The sequence below is a fragment of the Ktedonobacter racemifer DSM 44963 genome (genome assembly GCF_000178855.1).
GTDB lineage: Bacteria > Chloroflexota > Ktedonobacteria > Ktedonobacterales > Ktedonobacteraceae > Ktedonobacter > Ktedonobacter racemifer.
On the sequence record NZ_ADVG01000003.1, the window covers coordinates 1,036,200 to 1,052,764 of the forward strand.

The 16,565-nt window shown below is 54.9% G+C and carries 15 protein-coding genes; 10 read left to right on the plus strand and 5 right to left on the minus strand.

From position 1 onward, the window contains the following. Nucleotides 1-349: 349 nt before the first annotated feature. Nucleotides 350-2,707, plus strand: a complete 2,358-nt coding sequence (locus tag KRAC_RS33530) for a phosphoketolase family protein (RefSeq protein ID WP_007915062.1) — start codon at nucleotides 350-352, stop codon at nucleotides 2,705-2,707. Between the two features lie 20 nt (nucleotides 2,708-2,727). On the opposite strand, the gene KRAC_RS62995 is transcribed toward KRAC_RS33530, so the two are convergent. Together KRAC_RS62995 and KRAC_RS76520 are read right to left on the minus strand one after the other, a co-directional pair. Beyond that, on the minus strand, nucleotides 2,728-3,660 hold the full coding sequence (locus tag KRAC_RS62995; protein WP_052568773.1) for an RNA-guided endonuclease InsQ/TnpB family protein: 933 nt from the start codon (nucleotides 3,658-3,660) through the stop codon (nucleotides 2,728-2,730). Beyond that, on the minus strand, nucleotides 3,657-4,130 hold the full coding sequence (locus tag KRAC_RS76520) for an RNA-guided endonuclease InsQ/TnpB family protein (RefSeq protein ID WP_052568775.1): 474 nt from the start codon (nucleotides 4,128-4,130) through the stop codon (nucleotides 3,657-3,659). Before KRAC_RS76520 ends, KRAC_RS62995 begins: the two co-directional genes overlap by 4 nt. Before the next feature lie 316 nt (nucleotides 4,131-4,446). Here KRAC_RS76520 and KRAC_RS33540 point away from each other — a divergent pair, with 316 nt between their 5' ends. From KRAC_RS33540 to KRAC_RS71960, 5 genes are all read left to right on the plus strand, one after another. Beyond that, nucleotides 4,447-4,878, plus strand: a complete 432-nt coding sequence (locus tag KRAC_RS33540) for a cupin domain-containing protein (RefSeq protein WP_007915065.1) — start codon at nucleotides 4,447-4,449, stop codon at nucleotides 4,876-4,878. 20 nt (nucleotides 4,879-4,898) lie between these two features. After that, nucleotides 4,899-5,729 carry an inositol monophosphatase family protein gene (locus KRAC_RS33545; RefSeq protein WP_007915067.1) on the plus strand — a complete coding sequence of 277 codons (831 nt, stop codon included), beginning with the start codon at nucleotides 4,899-4,901 and terminating at the stop codon, nucleotides 5,727-5,729. A 129-nt stretch (nucleotides 5,730-5,858) separates the two neighbouring features. After that, nucleotides 5,859-6,158, plus strand: a complete 300-nt coding sequence (locus KRAC_RS33550; protein ID WP_007915076.1) for a hypothetical protein — start codon at nucleotides 5,859-5,861, stop codon at nucleotides 6,156-6,158. Further along, complete coding sequence (locus KRAC_RS71955) at nucleotides 6,130-6,747, plus strand: hypothetical protein (protein ID WP_007915077.1); 618 nt, start codon at nucleotides 6,130-6,132, stop codon at nucleotides 6,745-6,747. The genes KRAC_RS33550 and KRAC_RS71955 overlap by 29 nt, the downstream gene beginning before the upstream one ends. A 38-nt stretch (nucleotides 6,748-6,785) precedes the next feature. Continuing rightward, a complete protein-coding gene (locus KRAC_RS71960) occupies nucleotides 6,786-7,382 on the plus strand; it encodes a hypothetical protein (RefSeq protein WP_157507415.1) in 597 nt (198 codons plus the stop codon). 197 nt (nucleotides 7,383-7,579) lie between these two features. On the opposite strand, the gene KRAC_RS33565 is transcribed toward KRAC_RS71960, so the two are convergent. Both KRAC_RS33565 and KRAC_RS63005 read right to left on the minus strand, forming a co-directional pair. After that, nucleotides 7,580-8,284, minus strand: a complete 705-nt coding sequence (locus KRAC_RS33565) for a response regulator (protein ID WP_007915079.1) — start codon at nucleotides 8,282-8,284, stop codon at nucleotides 7,580-7,582. Further along, entirely contained in the window at nucleotides 8,277-9,635 is a 1,359-nt protein-coding gene (locus tag KRAC_RS63005) for a sensor histidine kinase (RefSeq protein WP_007915080.1), read from the minus strand. The genes KRAC_RS33565 and KRAC_RS63005 overlap by 8 nt, the downstream gene beginning before the upstream one ends. Before the next feature lie 325 nt (nucleotides 9,636-9,960). Here KRAC_RS63005 and KRAC_RS33575 point away from each other — a divergent pair, with 325 nt between their 5' ends. The 4 genes from KRAC_RS33575 to KRAC_RS33590 all read left to right on the plus strand — a co-directional run bounded on the left by KRAC_RS33575 (nucleotide 9,961) and on the right by KRAC_RS33590 (nucleotide 15,584). After that, on the plus strand, nucleotides 9,961-10,728 hold the full coding sequence (locus KRAC_RS33575; protein WP_007915081.1) for an ABC transporter ATP-binding protein: 768 nt from the start codon (nucleotides 9,961-9,963) through the stop codon (nucleotides 10,726-10,728). Then, nucleotides 10,721-13,957 (plus strand): ABC transporter permease, encoded by a 3,237-nt coding sequence (locus KRAC_RS33580; protein ID WP_007915082.1) that lies wholly within the window; start codon nucleotides 10,721-10,723, stop codon nucleotides 13,955-13,957. Before KRAC_RS33575 ends, KRAC_RS33580 begins: the two co-directional genes overlap by 8 nt. An 18-nt stretch (nucleotides 13,958-13,975) precedes the next feature. Next, the gene (locus KRAC_RS33585; protein WP_007915083.1) at nucleotides 13,976-14,485 is read left to right on the plus strand and encodes a hypothetical protein; all 510 of its coding nucleotides are present in this window, start codon (nucleotides 13,976-13,978) and stop codon (nucleotides 14,483-14,485) included. 463 nt (nucleotides 14,486-14,948) lie between these two features. After that, a complete protein-coding gene (locus KRAC_RS33590; RefSeq protein ID WP_040445512.1) occupies nucleotides 14,949-15,584 on the plus strand; it encodes an AAA family ATPase in 636 nt (211 codons plus the stop codon). A gap of 66 nt (nucleotides 15,585-15,650) precedes the next feature. Here KRAC_RS33590 and KRAC_RS33595 read toward each other — a convergent pair whose 3' ends face one another. Then, nucleotides 15,651-16,523 carry a class I SAM-dependent methyltransferase gene (locus KRAC_RS33595; protein ID WP_007915084.1) on the minus strand — a complete coding sequence of 291 codons (873 nt, stop codon included), beginning with the start codon at nucleotides 16,521-16,523 and terminating at the stop codon, nucleotides 15,651-15,653. Nucleotides 16,524-16,565 lie beyond the last annotated feature (42 nt).

Sequence of the window (16,565 nt, forward strand, 5' to 3'; positions counted from 1 at the left end):
TCAATCTTGTAGCTATTTAGCATTTAGGCGCATACATTTGCTGTATAAATATTAAAAGATTGTCACAAATATACACAGCCTGCTTAAGCCAAATGTAACGCATATATGCAACCACACGTGTTAGAAGTGGCTCGCTACGTGAGTCTTCGGGTTAAGGGTGTGTGGGTGGAAACCGTGGCGGAGCCACGGTTTCCACCCACACACCCTTAACCCGAAGACTCTCCCAGGCAGGGAGAGTTTCTCACATAAGCTATGTGGTAGCATGTGTTATAGAGACATACAGCTATCATAAAAGCAGAAAGCATAATTCAAAGTAGAAAGCATAATTCTCTATATCAAGGAGAGTGACATGGCGCAACTCGACCAGCCTCAGCTTGAACGCATGCATCGTTACTGGAACGCGGCCAACTATCTGACTGTCGGCCAGATCTATTTACAGGCTAATCCCCTCTTACGAGAGCCACTCAGCCCTGAACATATCAAACCCCGCCTGCTGGGCCACTGGGGGACCTCGCCTGGTCTGAGCTTTATCTATGTCCACCTTAATCGGCTCATCAAGGAGCGCGACGCCAATATGATCTATCTGGCTGGCCCCGGCCACGGTGGACCCGCTATCGTGGCCAATGTCTACCTGGAGGGCACCTATAGTGAGGTCTATCCCCATATTACACAGGATCACGATGGGATGCATAGGCTATTCCGCCAGTTCTCGACTCCAGGCGGCATTCCCAGCCACGTCAGCGTTCCCACCCCTGGCTCCATTCACGAGGGCGGTGAGCTGGGCTATGTGCTCTCGCATGCCTTTGGCGCGGCCTTCGACAATCCTGACCTGGTTGTGGCGGCGGTGATCGGCGACGGCGAGGCGGAGACCGCGCCGCTTGAAGGCGCCTGGAAGAGTCTGAGCTATCTCAATCCCATCCGCGATGGCGCGGTCCTCCCCATCCTCCATCTCAATGGCTATAAAATCTCCGGTCCCACGGTGCTGGGGCGCGCCTCTGATGACCACATTCGCAATTTAATTTCAGGCTATGGCTACGATGTGCATTTCCTGGAGGGCGATGATCCCATGCAGATGCACCGCGCCTTCGCCGAGCTACTTGATACCTGCTATGAGAAGATTCGCGCCTGCCAGGAGTATGCCCGCTCACACGGCGTCCAGAGCGTGCCTCCCTGGCCCGCGATCATTCTGCGTACTCCCAAGGGCTGGACCGGGCCAAAGGAGGTCGATGGCAAACGCATCGAGGGAACCTACCGCGCACACCAGGTTCCCATCGACGGAGTCAAAAACAATCCAGAGCATCTGCACATGCTCGAAGAGTGGATGCGCAGCTACCAGCCAGGCGAGATCTTTGACGAGAACGGAAGGCTCATCCCCGAACTGGCGGAGCTGGCACCACAGGGCACGCGCCGCATGGGCGCCAATCCTCACGCCAATGGTGGTCTCCTGCTCCAGGATCTGCATCTCCCGCTTTTTACCGACTACGCCCTGGGTGTCAAGAAGCCCGCCACGGAGCATCATGAGTCCACGCGCCAGCTCGGCATGTGGATGCGCGACATCTTCTCCGCCAATAAAGAGCAGCAGAACTTCCGCCTCTTCTGTCCCGACGAGACCAACTCCAACCGCCTGGGCAATGTGTTTGAGGTCGAGAATCGCTGCTTCGTCGAGCCAATTATCAGCGATGATGACAATCTCTCGCCCGATGGGCGCGTGATGGAGGTCTTAAGCGAGCATCTCTGTCAGGGCTGGCTGGAGGGCTATCTCCTCACCGGACGCCATGGTATCTTCGCCACCTATGAGGCCTTCGCCATGGTCTCGGCCTCCATGACCATTCAGCACTCCAAGTGGATGGAGGAGGGCATCAAGCTCCCCTGGCGCGCGGATATCTCCTCGCTCAATATCCTGCTGACCTCAACCTGCTGGCGCAACGACCACAACGGGTTCAGCCACCAGGGACCCGGCCTGATCGATACCGTGCTCTCCAAGAAAGGGACCGTGGCGCGTATCTACCTGCCACCCGATGCCAACTGCCTCCTCTCGGTGGCCGATCACTGTCTGCGCAGCCGCAACTATGTCAACCTGATTGTAATCGATAAACAGCCCCAACTCCAATGGCTCAATATGCAGGATGCCATTGACCACTGTACACGCGGCCTCTCTACCTGGCAGTGGGCCAGCAACGACCAGGATGTTGAGCCCGACGTGGTCATGGCCTGCGCGGGCGATATTCCCACTCTGGAGACCATCGCGGCGGCCTGGTGGCTACGCCAGCACATCCCAGAGCTAAAAGTACGCGTGGTCAACGTGGTCGACCTGATGACGCTCTATCCCCCCTATCTCCATCCTCATGGCATGGAGGAGGCCAAATTCGTCGAGCATTTTACCGAGGACAAACCGGTCGTCTTCGCCTTTCACGGCTATCCACGCGCCATTCACGAACTCGTGCATGGTCGCGCTAACGAGGAACGCTTCCACGTACGCGGCTTCAACGAAGAGGGAACAACCACGACTCCCTTCGACATGGTGGTGCTCAACGGCATGAGCCGCTACCACCTCTGCATTGAGGTGTTGCGCCGCGCCCGGCGTGTCCACGGGCTTATTCCGGCCCTGATCGCCGAATGCAACGATCTGCTCGCCAAGCACCATACCTACGTCCGCGCCCACCTCGAAGATATGCCCGAGATCCGCGACTGGGCCTGGACTGATTAGCGATGTGAAGTACCCCACGCCTAAAGGCGGGGGCTTCGACAGTGGTCGGCACCCTTCTTGGAGGGAAACGATCTCTGTGGGGCGCTTCCCACCCCGACCACCTTCCTGGTGGCTTTGCGTTTCTTGCGTTCGCGAATGGGTCCGTGCAGCTCATAGCGGCGCAGGATGTTGAGAGCGGCATTCTCATCGCGATCTAACTCAGCCCCACACGTGGGACAGGAATGCCATCGCTCCGAGAGGTCTTTGGGGACCAGGACCCCGCAGCCACTGCACAGCTGACTCGTTTGCTGGGGCGCCACCTTCACCGCCATGCCGCCAGCCTCTTCCGCTTTGCAGGCACACAGTGTGATGAACCGACCCCAGGCCGCATCCAGGATACTCTTGTTGAGGCCGCCTTTGGCTGCCGCTCCATTGGGCAGATAGTGCGTCACCGCCGCTGCCGTGCCACTGTTGCTCCCCTGCAGAGGTGCAGGGGCTTCCGCAGGTTTGAGTTTGGGTCTTGCCGTCATATTGGGGATCTGCAACGCTTCAAACACCAGCATCCCATACTGATTGACCAACTGGCGCGACGCCTTATGCAGGAAGTCCTGTCGACGATGGCGCACCTTGCGGTAGAGTCGCGTCAAGGCACGCTTGGCTCGGGCGCGTCGATGACTGCCCTGCTTACGCCGAGAGAGCCTGCGATGGGCCTCCTTGATCTGCTGCTCGGTGGAACGGTAGATGCGCGGATTGGCGATCTGCTCGCCTGTGGAGAGCGTGGCATAGGAGGTAATGCCCATATCAATGCCCACCGTCTTCGTGGAGGGATGCACCGGCGTTGCACCAATGGCCTGCTCCACGCTGAAAACCGCATACCATTGGTCGCCATCGTGTTTGATGGTGCAGCCTTTGATGGTGCCTTTGATGGGTCGATGCACCACCATCTTGAGATGCCCGATCTTCGAGAGCTTCAACCGACAGGTTTCTTCTTCTTGGTGTCATGGGACGTGAGGGCGCCGATGATCTCATAGCCACTCTGCGGATAGGTGAAGGAGCGATAGCGCGCGTTGGATTTATAGCGTGGATAGCCTGGGGTCTGCCCCTCATCAACGCGCCGAAAGAAGGCCTTCATGGCTTTATCGAGGCGTCTCAATACATCCTGTTGGACCTGGGAATAGATCTCCTGATACTCGGGACGCTCCTCTTTGAGCTGAGGCAATTGCTCGGATTGCATGCCATAGGAGACCGAGACGCCTGCCATTTTGTAGGCGGCGGTGCGTTCTTCCAGGCTCGCATTGTAGAGCTCTTTACAGCGCCGAAGCGTCCAGAGAAGGGTGCCTTCTTGCTTGCGGGTGGGATACAGGCGATAGACAGAGGCTTTGACGCGCACCGGCAACGCTGTCTCATCTGGCTGTCGCTCTGGTGTCTCCCTCGCATCTTCCATGTATCCCCTCCTCTCACGGTATTTCTGCTCACTTCGGTGCTGAGATCTTGTTACAGGTATAGAACAGGATTTCAAGAAGCAGTATACAGAAGCCTCGCGTTTCTGTCAAGTCCTCGCTTTTCTTTGGGTAGGCGTCATTTTTTTGCACCGAAGTACCCAGAGGAAAGCGCCCATCTTCCTGTTGGGATTGACAGGATTGAGTGACAAAAACGAGTTGGAAAGGGATTGCGGCTGGCCTTTCCACATCATATACTGAAGCAGAGAGGTGGCCGACTGGCCTCTCTCTTTCAAATCTTTCTTCAGAACAGGATGTTTCATGGAACTGATGCAGCCGTTTCAACGCATCAATCTCAGCGACCTTTCCCAACGAATGAATGAACGCTATCAAAACGTCGTCGTGAATGAGGTCAACGAGAGTTGCCTGCGTCTCGCCGTCTTTACCGGAGAGTATCCCTGGCATCGCCATCCAGAGTCGGATGAACTCTTTTTGGTGCTCGAAGGCGAACTCACCATTGATTTCACGGATCAGGAGTCCGTGACCCTTGCTCCCAATGATCTGTTTACGATTCCCGCAGGTCGTATCCATCGCACACGGTCTTCACAACGCACGGTCAACCTCTGTTTTGAGCACACCCAAGCGACGACAGAATTCATAGAAGAGGTGGGTCTCTCTTCTCAGCTTCCAGCAGAGGATCAGCCGAGCGTATGCAAGATGACAGAAGATCCTGAATGCTCGCACCAGGCCTGAGGATGAGGAAGGAAAAATCGATGGAGTATCGAACATTTCTCGTGAAGACGCTTGAAGATGCTGCGCACATTGCACGAGACCGTTTTGGGAAGGTTTCCTCAACGACCAAAGTGGGTGACCCAACCCAGGTGGTCACCGAGGCGGATATAGAGATCGGAAGCATGATCGTCGAGGCGATCCAGCAGACCTATCCGACCCATAATATCATCGATGAAGAGACGGGAAGCGTTGACAACCGCTCGCCTTATACCTGGGTTGTCGATCCCATCGACGGCACCAGTAATTTCGCGCAGGCCAGTCCGCTCTATGGCTGTATGCTGGGACTGCTCAGGGAGCACGAACCCGTTGCCGGTGGGTTCGCGCTCCCTGCGTTTCACGAAATCGACACCGCTGAACGAGGGCAAGGGGCCTACTGCAACCAGCAGCGCCTGCAGGTGCAGGATGGGAAGGACCTGTGCTCAGTCCTCATTTCCTACGGGATCGAGGGAAATCAGAGCGATCCAATGAGTACGAGAAGCGAATGTGAACTTTTCACAGAACTGGTCCTGGCGTGCAGGGGGGTGCAAACCAGCGGCAGCGTTTTTGATGCGGCAATGACAGCGAAAGGAGTGTATGGGGGATTTCTGTATCGAGACTGTAAAATCTGGGACAATGTTGCTCAACACATCGTGCTTGAGGAAGCGGGCGTTCTCTACACCGATTTTTTCGGCCAGCCAATCGATTACAGGCATCCTTTGACGAAAGCCACAACGCCATTTGGCTTTTGCGCAGCTCCCCCGGCTGTACACGGCCAACTTCAGCAGATGATTGCCACGTGGAAGAAGCAGTCCGCTTGGGCCTTCGAGAAATAACGACCTCGTTGTCCATCCTCCCAAGATCCTCCAGGGGATGGACAGACAGGGAAAACGATGAGGGAGAAACGGATGGATGACAAGTTGGACCAGCAGTAGCAAGAGCTTGCGGCAGAGGTGCTGAGCGGCATGAAAGAGTGGCGACAAGCTCATCCCAAGGCCACATTCCGGGAGATCGAGCAGGCAGTCGCCGAGCAGATGAGCCGGTTAGAAGCTCGATTGCTGCAAGAGACGGCGCAGGCCAGTTCACAGCGAGATTGGCGAGCCGAGACAGAACAGGCACCGCGCTGCCCTGTGTGTGACGAGAGGCTCTTGAAGCGAGGGAAACGCCTGCGCAACTTGCAAGGACGAGGCGGCAAAGAGATCCAACTGGAGCGGAGTTACGGCATGTGCCCGGTGTGTGGAACCGGGCTTTTTCCCCCTGGATAACGAGTTGCAGTTGCTCCCCGGAAGCCTGACGCCGACGCAGCACGAACATCTGGTGCATTTGGGGACGTGGATACCGTTTGCCCGTGCGAGCCAAATGCTGGAGCGGATGCTGGGAGTCCACGTGAGTGAAGCGACAGCGCGCCGGATGACGGAACAGGTGGGGAAACAGATGGAAACAGTGCAGACGGAGGAAAGCCTGAAGCCAGGCAACGAGGACCCATGTGGGACCACCGAGAAGCGGCTCGCTATGAGCGCCGATGGAGCCTATGTGCCACTGGTCGGAGGAGAGTGGGCAGAAGTGCGAACCGTGGCCATTGGTGAAGTCGGGCAAGTGGAGGAGGCAGACCAGCGAGCAGCGGATCAAGACTCGCAGGACGTGCACGTAACCCACCTCTCGTACTTTTCGCGCATTACCTCGGCTTCCTCCTTCGCCGATTTGGCTGAGGGAGAAATGCAACGGCGAGAGGTGCGGCAGGCGACGGCGGTCTGCGCGGTAGCCGATGGGCAGACTGGGTACAGGGCTTTATCGACCTCCAACGCTCTGATGCGGTACGCATTCTCGATTTTCCCCATGCCGCAGAACATCTGAGCGCGCTGGTCGAAGCTCTCAGGCAAGCGGGCATGGCCATGCCCGCTGACATTGTGGAGCGCAGCTTACATATCGTCAAACACCGTGGGCCTCGTCCTTTGCTCCGCCTGTTGGACCGCGTGCCACCCGCCATCTGCGAACGGGACGCCGTTCAGGTACAAATCCGCTATTTCCGCAAACGTGAATCCCTTATGCAATACCCGTCCTATCGTGCACAGGGTTGGCCTATTGGCTCAGGCATAGTGGAGAGCGCCAACAAGCTCGTCGTTCAGGCTCGTCTCAAAGGTGCTGGCATGCATTGGGCACCGGCTCACGTTAATCCCATGCTGGCTTTGCGCACCAGCGTGTGTAATGATCGGTGGGATGAAAGCTTCCAGCAGGCCGAACTCCACCAGATAAAGCTCCGTTTGCAGCAGCGCCGAGAGCGTGCCCATCCCCGGCTGTTGGCGCTGGCTTCCTCGCTGGTTAAGCTCTCCCTATACCTGTGCCCTGCTCTCTCTGTTCCCCCGCCTCCCATACCTCTACCGCGGGTCTCTTCTCCCCCAGCCATGATCGCCGGAACCTCACGCCCGTCTCCTCACCATCCCTGGAAACGGGCGCTGGTAACTCATCCAAAGGGCTCTGCAAAAAAGTGACGCTCACCCCTTTTCTTTGTTGTCCCAACCACCCAAGCTACTCCCACAAGGAACGGCCCTTGTATCCCCATGGCTCAAGCCAGGGGTTTTACGGGCCGGTTTGATAACATAGGGGGGATAGCGTGATGATGGGTTGGCTTCGCCAGCCCATCATCACGCTATCCCCCCTATGTTATGCGAAGCACCGCAGGTGCAAGCTAACGAGACAGGAGCCCTCGTTCAAGCGCGACCGCAACGGCTGAGGTACGTGAGTCGACCCCAAGCTTGGTATAAATACTGGTGAGATGCGCTCCCACCGTGCGCAGGCTGATGCCGAGTTGGGCTGCAATCTCTTTGCTGCGCTCGCCACTCGCTACTTTACGCAAAACTTCTAGCTCTCTCTCGCTTAGCTCACCCTCGCCACTACTCCTGGTCCCTAAAGAAGGACGCCGCTCCTGAGAAGCACGAGAGAGCAGGCGTGCCACAACTCCTGGTTGAAGAAGCGTTTCTCCACGCGCCGCGCTACGTATAGCTTGAAACATCGTTTCACTACTGGTGTCTTTCAGCAGATAACCGCAAGCGCCGGCACGCAGACCGCGCAACATTAGATCGTCCTCGTTATAGGTAGTCAAAATAACGATAGCGATATGCGGCCATCGCCCTCGTAAATGAGTGATCGCCTCCAGCCCATCCATTCCTGGCATACGCAGATCCATCAGTACCACATCGGGCTGCGTCTCTTTGACGACACTAAGAGCGCTTGCTCCATCTGCCGCCTCCCCCACCATGACAAAGCCCTCACCCAATATCTCCAGCATCATACGCAAGCCCTCGCGCACAACCTGGTGATCGTCGACAACAACAACACGGATGAGCCCCTGCTCATGCTGATTCGCTTTCGTACGCATATATTCTTCACTCATGACGCACCTCTTCCCTGATCGCTTCACGCTGCTCTTGCGGGCACTGATCCGAGGAGAGCGGGCAAAAGAAACGCAGGGTCGTTCCCTGGCCCGGAGCACTGCATACCTCAAAGCGAGCCCCTATCAGGCGCGCGCGCTCACGTAGTCCGAGCAAACCAAAATGACCGGGTAGCTGCTGCGCCTGGATAGGAAAAAAACCAACCCCGTCATCGCGCAACATAATGATTAACTGTTGCCGCTCACACATGGCACGCAAAAAAACGTTATGCGCCTGGGCATGCCGCACAATATTGCTAAGTCCCTCGCTAATCATGCGCTGTATGTGCTCATATGAGGCAGAAGGAGCCAGGGCAAGGGCTTCAATATCACACTCACAAGGAATGCTTGTGTACTCAGTAAAGCGTTTGACTTCCTGTTGGATAGCTTCTTGCAGATCAAGGGAGCCAGGGGTTTCGGCGCGCAGATCATCAATGGCGTTGCGAGCCTCCGTAAGAGTTGCACGCGCACGCGCCATCGCTTGCTGCACAATAATGCGCGCCTGGACAACTTGCTCACGTGCCAGCAAACCATTCGTTGTCTCCAACTGCATCGTGAGCGCAACCAGGCCCTGAGAAAGCGTGTCATGTAGCTCACGTGCCAGCCGCTGGCGTTCGGTAACCAGGGTCAGGTCTTGCACCTGGGCCGCGTAGTCTTCAAGCTGCATATGTGCCTCCTCCAACTGTGCATGGGTACGTTCCAGTTCGTGGTGCGCCTGTTCAACCTCACTGAGCAACTCCTGATCACGTTGGTGAGCCTGTGCGCGTTGGCGGTAGAGAAGGAGGCAGGCAATGATAAACATCAGAATGACCAGGAAGTTGGCGGACTTGACGAGGGCATTCTGGAAGTTAGTTGTAAATAGACCTTGTTGTGGAAGAGTCGCAAGCGTATATAAAACAAGGTAGCTACCCGAGATGATAATCGTCGGGCGCGTCCACTTAAGTAAGCTTACAGCCTCAAGCGTTAATGCCAGAAAGAGGGTTGAGATCGCAAACTGAGAGCCAGTAACCACCAGCATACCCTCTACGAGTAACGCCTGGACAAGGAAATAGGCCCAGAGGTAGCGCTGCTTGAGATGCCTGTAGAGCACGATCCAATGCAGCGCGCCATGTAACAGTAATCCACAGGAGACAAACACCAGGTCACCAAGGACTGAGTAGAGCCCCGCCGCTCCATCTTTCCTCACGACACCCATAGAATCTTGTATAGCAGAGAGGTACATCAACACACTTTGCGCGTATACAACTCCTACCCATATCAAGAGAAGCCAGCGCAAAGGATGTTTCTGGCCAACAACTATATTCTGCTGCTGCATCTTACGCATCGCTCCATTTTACAGGATATTCTCAGCGCCTACGTCGCTTCGTCTGGGTAGAGGATGTGGTGTGCAAATGCGCAGGCATTTGCACACCACATCCTCTACCCCTGCGAGTGATATTACCCAAGTATAGCATTGCTCACTAGAAAGCCAAGCTGTCAAAGCATGCATTCCAGATTGCAGAGTTGTGCAATACAGGTTTGATCAATGAGATTTGCATAGACATACGATGTCTTCCGCCTCAATGTTGCGTACAGTTTAAACAGATCTAATACAGCGTAAAGTCTCCATCAAGCACTGTACATAACAGGAGCAGCAATTTATGTTAACACCAGAGGTACAGGCGCACAAAGCAGGTATTATTGAGGCCATTGATGTGCGCAAAAACTACGCCACAGGAAAATTATATGTTCAGGCATTGAAAGACATCAATCTTCACATTCAATCAGGCGAGATCGTTGCGATAATGGGTCCGAGTGGATGCGGAAAAACTACGCTCCTCAACTGCTTGAGCGGGCTCGATAACGTCTCTTCCGGTATCATCAAAATCGCGAGCAAGGATATCCGCAGTTTCTCAGACCGCGAGCTTACCGCCTTTCGCGCTCGCGAAATGGGTTTCATATTCCAAATCTATAACCTGCTACCGATTCTCACGGGCCTGGAGAATGTTGAGTTACCCCTTCTCGCCAGCGGGGTGCGGGCGAAAGAGGCTCGTGAACGGGCCCTGCTCAGCATTGAACAGGTTGGGCTGAGCGACTGGCGCTACCATCGACCCGCCGAGATGAGCGGGGGGCAACGTCAACGCTTTGCTATCGCTCGCGCCCTCGCTACAGCCCCCTCAATCATCTGGGCCGATGAGCCAACTGGTGCGCTCGATAGCCAGACCAGCCAGGAGATTATCGATCTGATGCTTGCACTCAATCGCGATTACCACCTGACCTTTGTCTGGGTAACACATGCACCTGAGGTCGCGCGCCAGGCTCAGCGCTTGATTATGATGCGTGATGGTTCTATTGTGGAAGATCAGCCACTTTCAGCAACTGGATCCCCCTTAACCGCAATTCAGCAGAGTGGAGAAAGCCATGCATAATATTATCAATGACCTCTCTCCTACGATCCTCGTCTACTGGCTCGGGCTTATTACTGGTACGCTCCTGTTGGGTATACTCCTGGTAGGAAGCTTACAGCCATTTCTGCTCAAAATGAGCGTGCGCAACACTATACGCCGCCCCTGGCAAGCCTTGCTCCTGGTATCCGGCCTGGCTCTGGCAACTGGTATCATTGTGGCCGCGCTAGGCATTCAGGATAGTTTCAACGCCTCAATGGCTCCCTATCGCCTGGCGCAAATGGGCAATGTTGATGAAGCGGTCACTGGAACCTTCACTCAACAGCAGGTCTCTACCTACCAGGCACAAATACGACAGCAACACGATGTGCAAGCGGTCTCAGCACTCTTCTATGCGCATGGAGCTGGTGGCTCAAATGTCTGGTCAACCCGCACAGGTACCTCCATAGGCAGTTTATCAACCTACGCCATCCCTCCAGACTTCGATGCCGTTTATGGGCCACTCACTGACACCCATGGGCGACACATCCGTTTCTCCGACCTGCGTCCAGACGAGGTCTACCTGAGCAAGACCCTGGTCAATCTCTTTGATGTACAACCAGGAGATACCCTGCAAATCCAATTCTTCTTTAGCGGTGTCGAAAAATCTATCTCGACAAGCGCTCGTGTACGCGCCCTGCTGCCTAACGACCTGGCCTTTACCTCTGGTGAACTGGCTAGCAACAACCCCACAGGAGAGATCATTTTACCACTCGCTACCTTGCAACGCCTGGCTACGCAACAACTTCACCAGGATTTTATTGCCAATACTATCTGCGTAAAAAATGTGGGAGCCGGAGGCATGGCTGACATCGGGCCTTCCGGAGAACGCAGCCTGGCCGTACAGAGTGCTCTCAGCCGTATTGTCGGCGTTCCCATTCTCGATGTAAATGGTAGCCTTGACCTCGATACGCAATTCGACAATGTGCTAATTCATCCGCTCAAGCCGGATATGGTACAGCGTTATGGTGTACCTTTAAGCTTCGCCTTGCGCCAGACGAGCGCCGCGAAGCAGCTCCGCTTCTCTATTCCCCTGCTCAGTGATCTCCTGGTCGGTGCGGCTCTGTTGCTTCTGGTCCTCCTCTTCCTCTTGCTGGCGGCTGAGCGACGTTCTGAACTGGGAATCAGTCGTGCAATTGGGCTCCAACGCGGACACCTCATCAAGCTGTTATTACTTGAGGGCAGTATCTATGCCCTGGTAGGAGGCTTGCTTGGCATTCCGTTGGGGCTGGGCATTATCGCCGCCCTACTGGTACTTCTCTCCTCGGTTCCACAATTAGGGGGCACATCAATAGCGCTACACGTCTGGGTTAGCTGGCAGAACCTTGGAACGGCCTATTGCCTGGGTACACTGGTGGCGCTGCTGGCCATATTCTTCAGCGCCATCTGGATCAGTGGCACAAATATTGTCGCGGCTATCCGCGACCTCGATGAGCCTCCTACCCTTACAGCACGTTTATTACAACTTGTGCTCGCGCTGTGGCTACCGCCTCGCGACGAAGCTGGCCTGGTTATCCCTGAAACCCTGGCGCGCCAGATTGGACGACGAGTCGAGGCCATAGGGAAACTGCTCTGGGGACTCTTTGCTCGCGGCATACTTAGCCTTCCGCTAGGGCTCTACCTGCTCCAACTGGGCATGCTCCAGGAGCAGATCTGGTTACAACACCTCGGCATTACCCTCGCCTGCGCCGGGAGCGGCCTGCTTAGTGCCTGGCTCCTCCAATGCCTCAAGGTACCCTCCAGCCTGGCACGCCGCCTGGGCTTTACGCTTCTGGGATTAAGCTGGCTGGCATTCGGCCTCTATAAAAACATTCTCCTGGGCTTCTTCATCGACGTTCCGAGTGACAATGAGCCATTCCTGACGCTCGATACGCTGTTGAGCACACTAACGCTCGTGAGTGGAGCAGTCATCCTGGCGATGTCCAATGTTGATCTCCTACTTCACGCTCTTTCAGGACTTATACGATATGTACGTGGCCTGGCGCCTATCAGTCGTACAAGCCTGGTCTACCCGCTGACATTCCGCTTCCGCACTGGCGCAACCATCTCCTTGCTGAGCCTGGTCATGTTGCTTGTGACATTCTTTACCACCATCAATCTGGTAGACATCCAGCACAATCAGCTTGATACAATCACAGGCGGTTTCCAGCTTGGTATGACAGACCCCAGGCCGGAACTGGAGCGGCAGTTTCAGTCCACACCTGAACTACAACAACAGTTTCAGCGTATGGCATCCCTACACGCACTGCTCGGCATTATCAAAGGCAATCAGGTAGCCCTCAATGTGCCGCTACACCTGCATCTGCCCAACGGCGATACCACTCTTAAGAGTCTGATGCCAACTGAGTCCAGTGACGCCTTCCTGGCAGCAACTCGGCTTCCCTTTCAGGCACGCGCCCAGTCCTATACCTCTGACCGCCAGGTCTGGGACACGCTACAAAATCAGGCTGGATATGCGGTGTTGCGCTATGACACCGACGCGCCAGGGCTACCTACAGGCAATGGTTTTAAGCCCTTTACGGTTGATATTCCTGATCGCACAGTCCCTCAAGGCGTGCATTATCATCCTGTGACCATTATTGGCATCCTCGCGCCCGACACCTATTATCCCTCCCTCTTCGTATCTCAGCGTACGGCACGTGATCTTATGCTCGGGCAGGCAAGCAAAGGTAAAGGCGACGTCACGTACTACACCTACCTCTTCCAAGAACGCGATGGGACGCAAAACAGCCAGGCCATACGCGTACTGAATCACGTCTTCAGTCCGGGCAATCGACGCCTGGCCTTCCAGGTACTCGATCCCAGCGAGGGCAATACGGCCACAGCTATCCTGACACTGACTATCACAGGGTATCTCGGCCTGGGGCTCATCTTTGGCGTCCTGGCAATCGCTATTATCATCAGCCGCGCAGTAGTTGAGCGACGACAACAAATTGGTATGTTGCGTGCGTTGGGCTTCTCGCGAGGGTTAATCCTGCGCTCCTTCTTGCTAGAAGCGGTCATCATTGTCACTCTGGGTCTGCTACTGGGAGCACTACTGGCCTGTGGCCTCGCTTACCAGGTCTTTACCGCCTACTCCGAGAACTTCCCATTACCCATCTTGCCCTTGCTGTTGATACTCCTGACCTGTTACCTAACAGCATTTCTCGCGACCATTTTCCCGGCTCGTCAGGCTGCACACCTCTCGCCAGCGGAAGCTCTGCGCTATGAATAAAAAAGGAGAAACTTCATCATGCCAGCACCACAACCTGATCTAAGTAAAAAACCGCAAACCAGGTCCAGTACATGGGGCAGGATACTGCTTGCCGTCGCGCTGAGCGCCATTGTCCTGCTAGGCGGAGGCATAATTCTCTGGCAGGTAACTACGCAACAGCCTCCAAGACATGTTGCTCAAGATGAGACATCTTCAAGCAGCTCGAAGGGTAACAAAAACCCTGCCTGTGGCCCCCGCCTCCCCATGGATAGCATCTCACAAGAGATAGCTAACCAGCTTCAAATGAACCTCGACCAGGTCAAGCAACAGGTACGCACAGGTAAAAAGCTACGTGATCTCGCCGCAAGCAGGAACATCTCGCTTGCGCGCCTGCATGCTATTGAAATACAGGCCTTCGAGGATGGAAACAACCAATGGCAACGCCAGGGCTGCCTCTCACCACAGGATTACAACAACAATCAACAACGCTTCCGTGTCTTAACGCCCTTACAACTAGATGATGAAGTGACTGACTCACTCAAACATTAACCGAAGTAACACATCCAGCACAGGATCCTGTGCTGGATGTGTTAAATAGAAATATATTCATGGTTCCTATTCTACATATATGTTTCATCCAGGTCTTCTTCTAAATTGCTAAAACGTCAAATAGCATGTTCACCCGCTAACACTCACACCACCTTTTTCGCCAGATATGGTGCATTCGCCAGATGAAATATTCTTTCCCCGTATGCCTCAACAGCCTTCCCTGCCTGCAAGCAAAACTATACAATAGAGCATCTCAATTTCAAGCACGTCCCTAAAGGCAAAAGGCAAAATTTACATATTTTGTATACATTGTGTCAATTCTTTATTCAAACCTTTGACATATAGACATAAATAATGAATAATAAGGAGACAAGAGGGCGGTCTTCCCAACGCTCTCATTGGCAATCCCGTACAAGGCGTACTCACTGGGTGGTCTCCACCCCTGGCAAGATCGAGGGCACATATGAAAAACGCGACTCCTGGTCTCACCTGGCTAATTGAGCACATCCTCCCTCGGGGAGAACTTACCGTTATGCAAGGCCCGCTCCACGTTGGTAGATCGCTGCTCCTGCTCGATTGGGCGCTCTGCTCCGCCACTGGCAAATCCTGGTTTGGGCATCTGGTTCATCCTGGTTCGGTAGCTTTCTGCTCCACCGAGAAATTGCAGGATCTTGGACAACGGGCACGCGCCTGGTACACAACCTACCAGTCGGACATCGATCTCCCCGTCCAGCACACTCCGATCTCCTTCCTTGAGCTAGAGGCCCTCTCTGAAGAGAACTATCTTGCGGCCAGTGAACAGCTCGTAGAAGAGATCAAGGATATGCAGGATCCGCCATCGCTCATCATCCTGGATGTCGAAGGCACCAGAGAACTCCAGGCACGCATGCTTGCCTACCGCTTATGGCAATATTTCGGCGCCACAGTCCTGCTAACCTCCTCCGATTCCTCCCGCGATGATATCCTCAAACTCGTTCCCTCTGGCTATAAAGATGAGCAAGAGTTTCTCTTGCATTTCCCCGGCACCTATGGCACCTCTGCGCTCCAATTGCGCCTGCAACCAAAGGGCTTCCCACTCACTAACCAGCAATCAGCCTAATAATGATACAGTCTGGTAAGAGACGTAGAGGGTGCTGGCACCCTCTACGTCTCTTACCAGACTACCCTACCCCTTACGTCCCCAGGCGGTCAGGATGTACCAGATGCCACGGAAGTCTTCCGCGAGCATCTCTTGTTGCATCTGTTCATAGAGGGTCGTAAAGGCTTCATCAGTGGTCAGGCCACACTTCTTTAGCACAGGCAGGAGGCGCAGGAAGCCGCTGCGCCAATCTTCATACTGGCTCTGGTGAAACTCGGTGCCGTAGGAGAAATCAATGGCGTGCGCCTGGTGCTGGATCTCTTGGCCGCCCACGTCGCGCAGGAACTTTCCCAGCATGGGCGTCATGCCAAAGCTATGACCATTGGGCGAGAAGCCATACCCTAACTGATGCATCATACGAGTAGTAAGAGAGAGTATTTCTTCCAGCGCGGCACTGTTGGAGATGCCTCCAGTATCGATCTCCGTCAGGCGCAGCATACCTCCTGGCCGCAAGATGCGAAAAAATTCCTGGACCACAGCAGTCCAGTCTTTGCGGAGGACAAAACCGGTCATAAAGCGCGCATTGACCAGGTCAAAAGAGGCATCGTCAATGGGCAAAGGCTTGAGTAGATTGCCTTCCACGAACAGGGCGTTCCCGCGCTCTTCCGTCCGCGCCTGCGTCTGCGCATAGCGAATCATGAGTTTACTGATATCGATGCCGACGACCTCAACCTCTGGATACTCATAGGCTACATTGAGCACCCAGTTCCCTGGACCACATCCCATATCAATGATACGCTTATACTGACTGGGCAACTGATTCTGCAATTCGGGAAACAGTCCCCTCATACCCTGGTTTACCAGCTCGTCCTGACGCATCAGGCGTAACATCTCCGCCATATCTTCCGGGTCCAGGACATACATGTCTTCACGCTTTTTCTGCGAGGAAGGCTCTCTCATACGCTCCATCTCTTTTTAATTCCATCCGCCAGCAAGTAGTTT

What these genes read in the sequence shown, in the direction of transcription:
- KRAC_RS33530 (WP_007915062.1), top strand. Translation starts at nt 350, where the DNA reads ATGGCGCAACTCGACCAGCCTCAGCTTGAACGCATGCATCGTTACTGG.
- KRAC_RS76520 (WP_052568775.1), bottom strand. Translation starts at nt 4,130, where the DNA reads ATGGAAGATGCGAGGGAGACACCAGAGCGACAGCCAGATGAGACAGCG.
- KRAC_RS33540 (WP_007915065.1), top strand. Translation starts at nt 4,447, where the DNA reads ATGGAACTGATGCAGCCGTTTCAACGCATCAATCTCAGCGACCTTTCC.
- KRAC_RS33545 (WP_007915067.1), top strand. Translation starts at nt 4,899, where the DNA reads ATGGAGTATCGAACATTTCTCGTGAAGACGCTTGAAGATGCTGCGCAC.
- KRAC_RS33550 (WP_007915076.1), top strand. Translation starts at nt 5,859, where the DNA reads ATGAAAGAGTGGCGACAAGCTCATCCCAAGGCCACATTCCGGGAGATC.
- KRAC_RS71960 (WP_157507415.1), top strand. Translation starts at nt 6,786, where the DNA reads ATGCCCGCTGACATTGTGGAGCGCAGCTTACATATCGTCAAACACCGT.
- KRAC_RS33565 (WP_007915079.1), bottom strand. Translation starts at nt 8,284, where the DNA reads ATGAGTGAAGAATATATGCGTACGAAAGCGAATCAGCATGAGCAGGGG.
- KRAC_RS63005 (WP_007915080.1), bottom strand. Translation starts at nt 9,635, where the DNA reads ATGCAGCAGCAGAATATAGTTGTTGGCCAGAAACATCCTTTGCGCTGG.
- KRAC_RS33575 (WP_007915081.1), top strand. Translation starts at nt 9,961, where the DNA reads ATGTTAACACCAGAGGTACAGGCGCACAAAGCAGGTATTATTGAGGCC.
- KRAC_RS33580 (WP_007915082.1), top strand. Translation starts at nt 10,721, where the DNA reads ATGCATAATATTATCAATGACCTCTCTCCTACGATCCTCGTCTACTGG.
- KRAC_RS33585 (WP_007915083.1), top strand. Translation starts at nt 13,976, where the DNA reads ATGCCAGCACCACAACCTGATCTAAGTAAAAAACCGCAAACCAGGTCC.
- KRAC_RS33590 (WP_040445512.1), top strand. Translation starts at nt 14,949, where the DNA reads ATGAAAAACGCGACTCCTGGTCTCACCTGGCTAATTGAGCACATCCTC.
- KRAC_RS33595 (WP_007915084.1), bottom strand. Translation starts at nt 16,523, where the DNA reads ATGAGAGAGCCTTCCTCGCAGAAAAAGCGTGAAGACATGTATGTCCTG.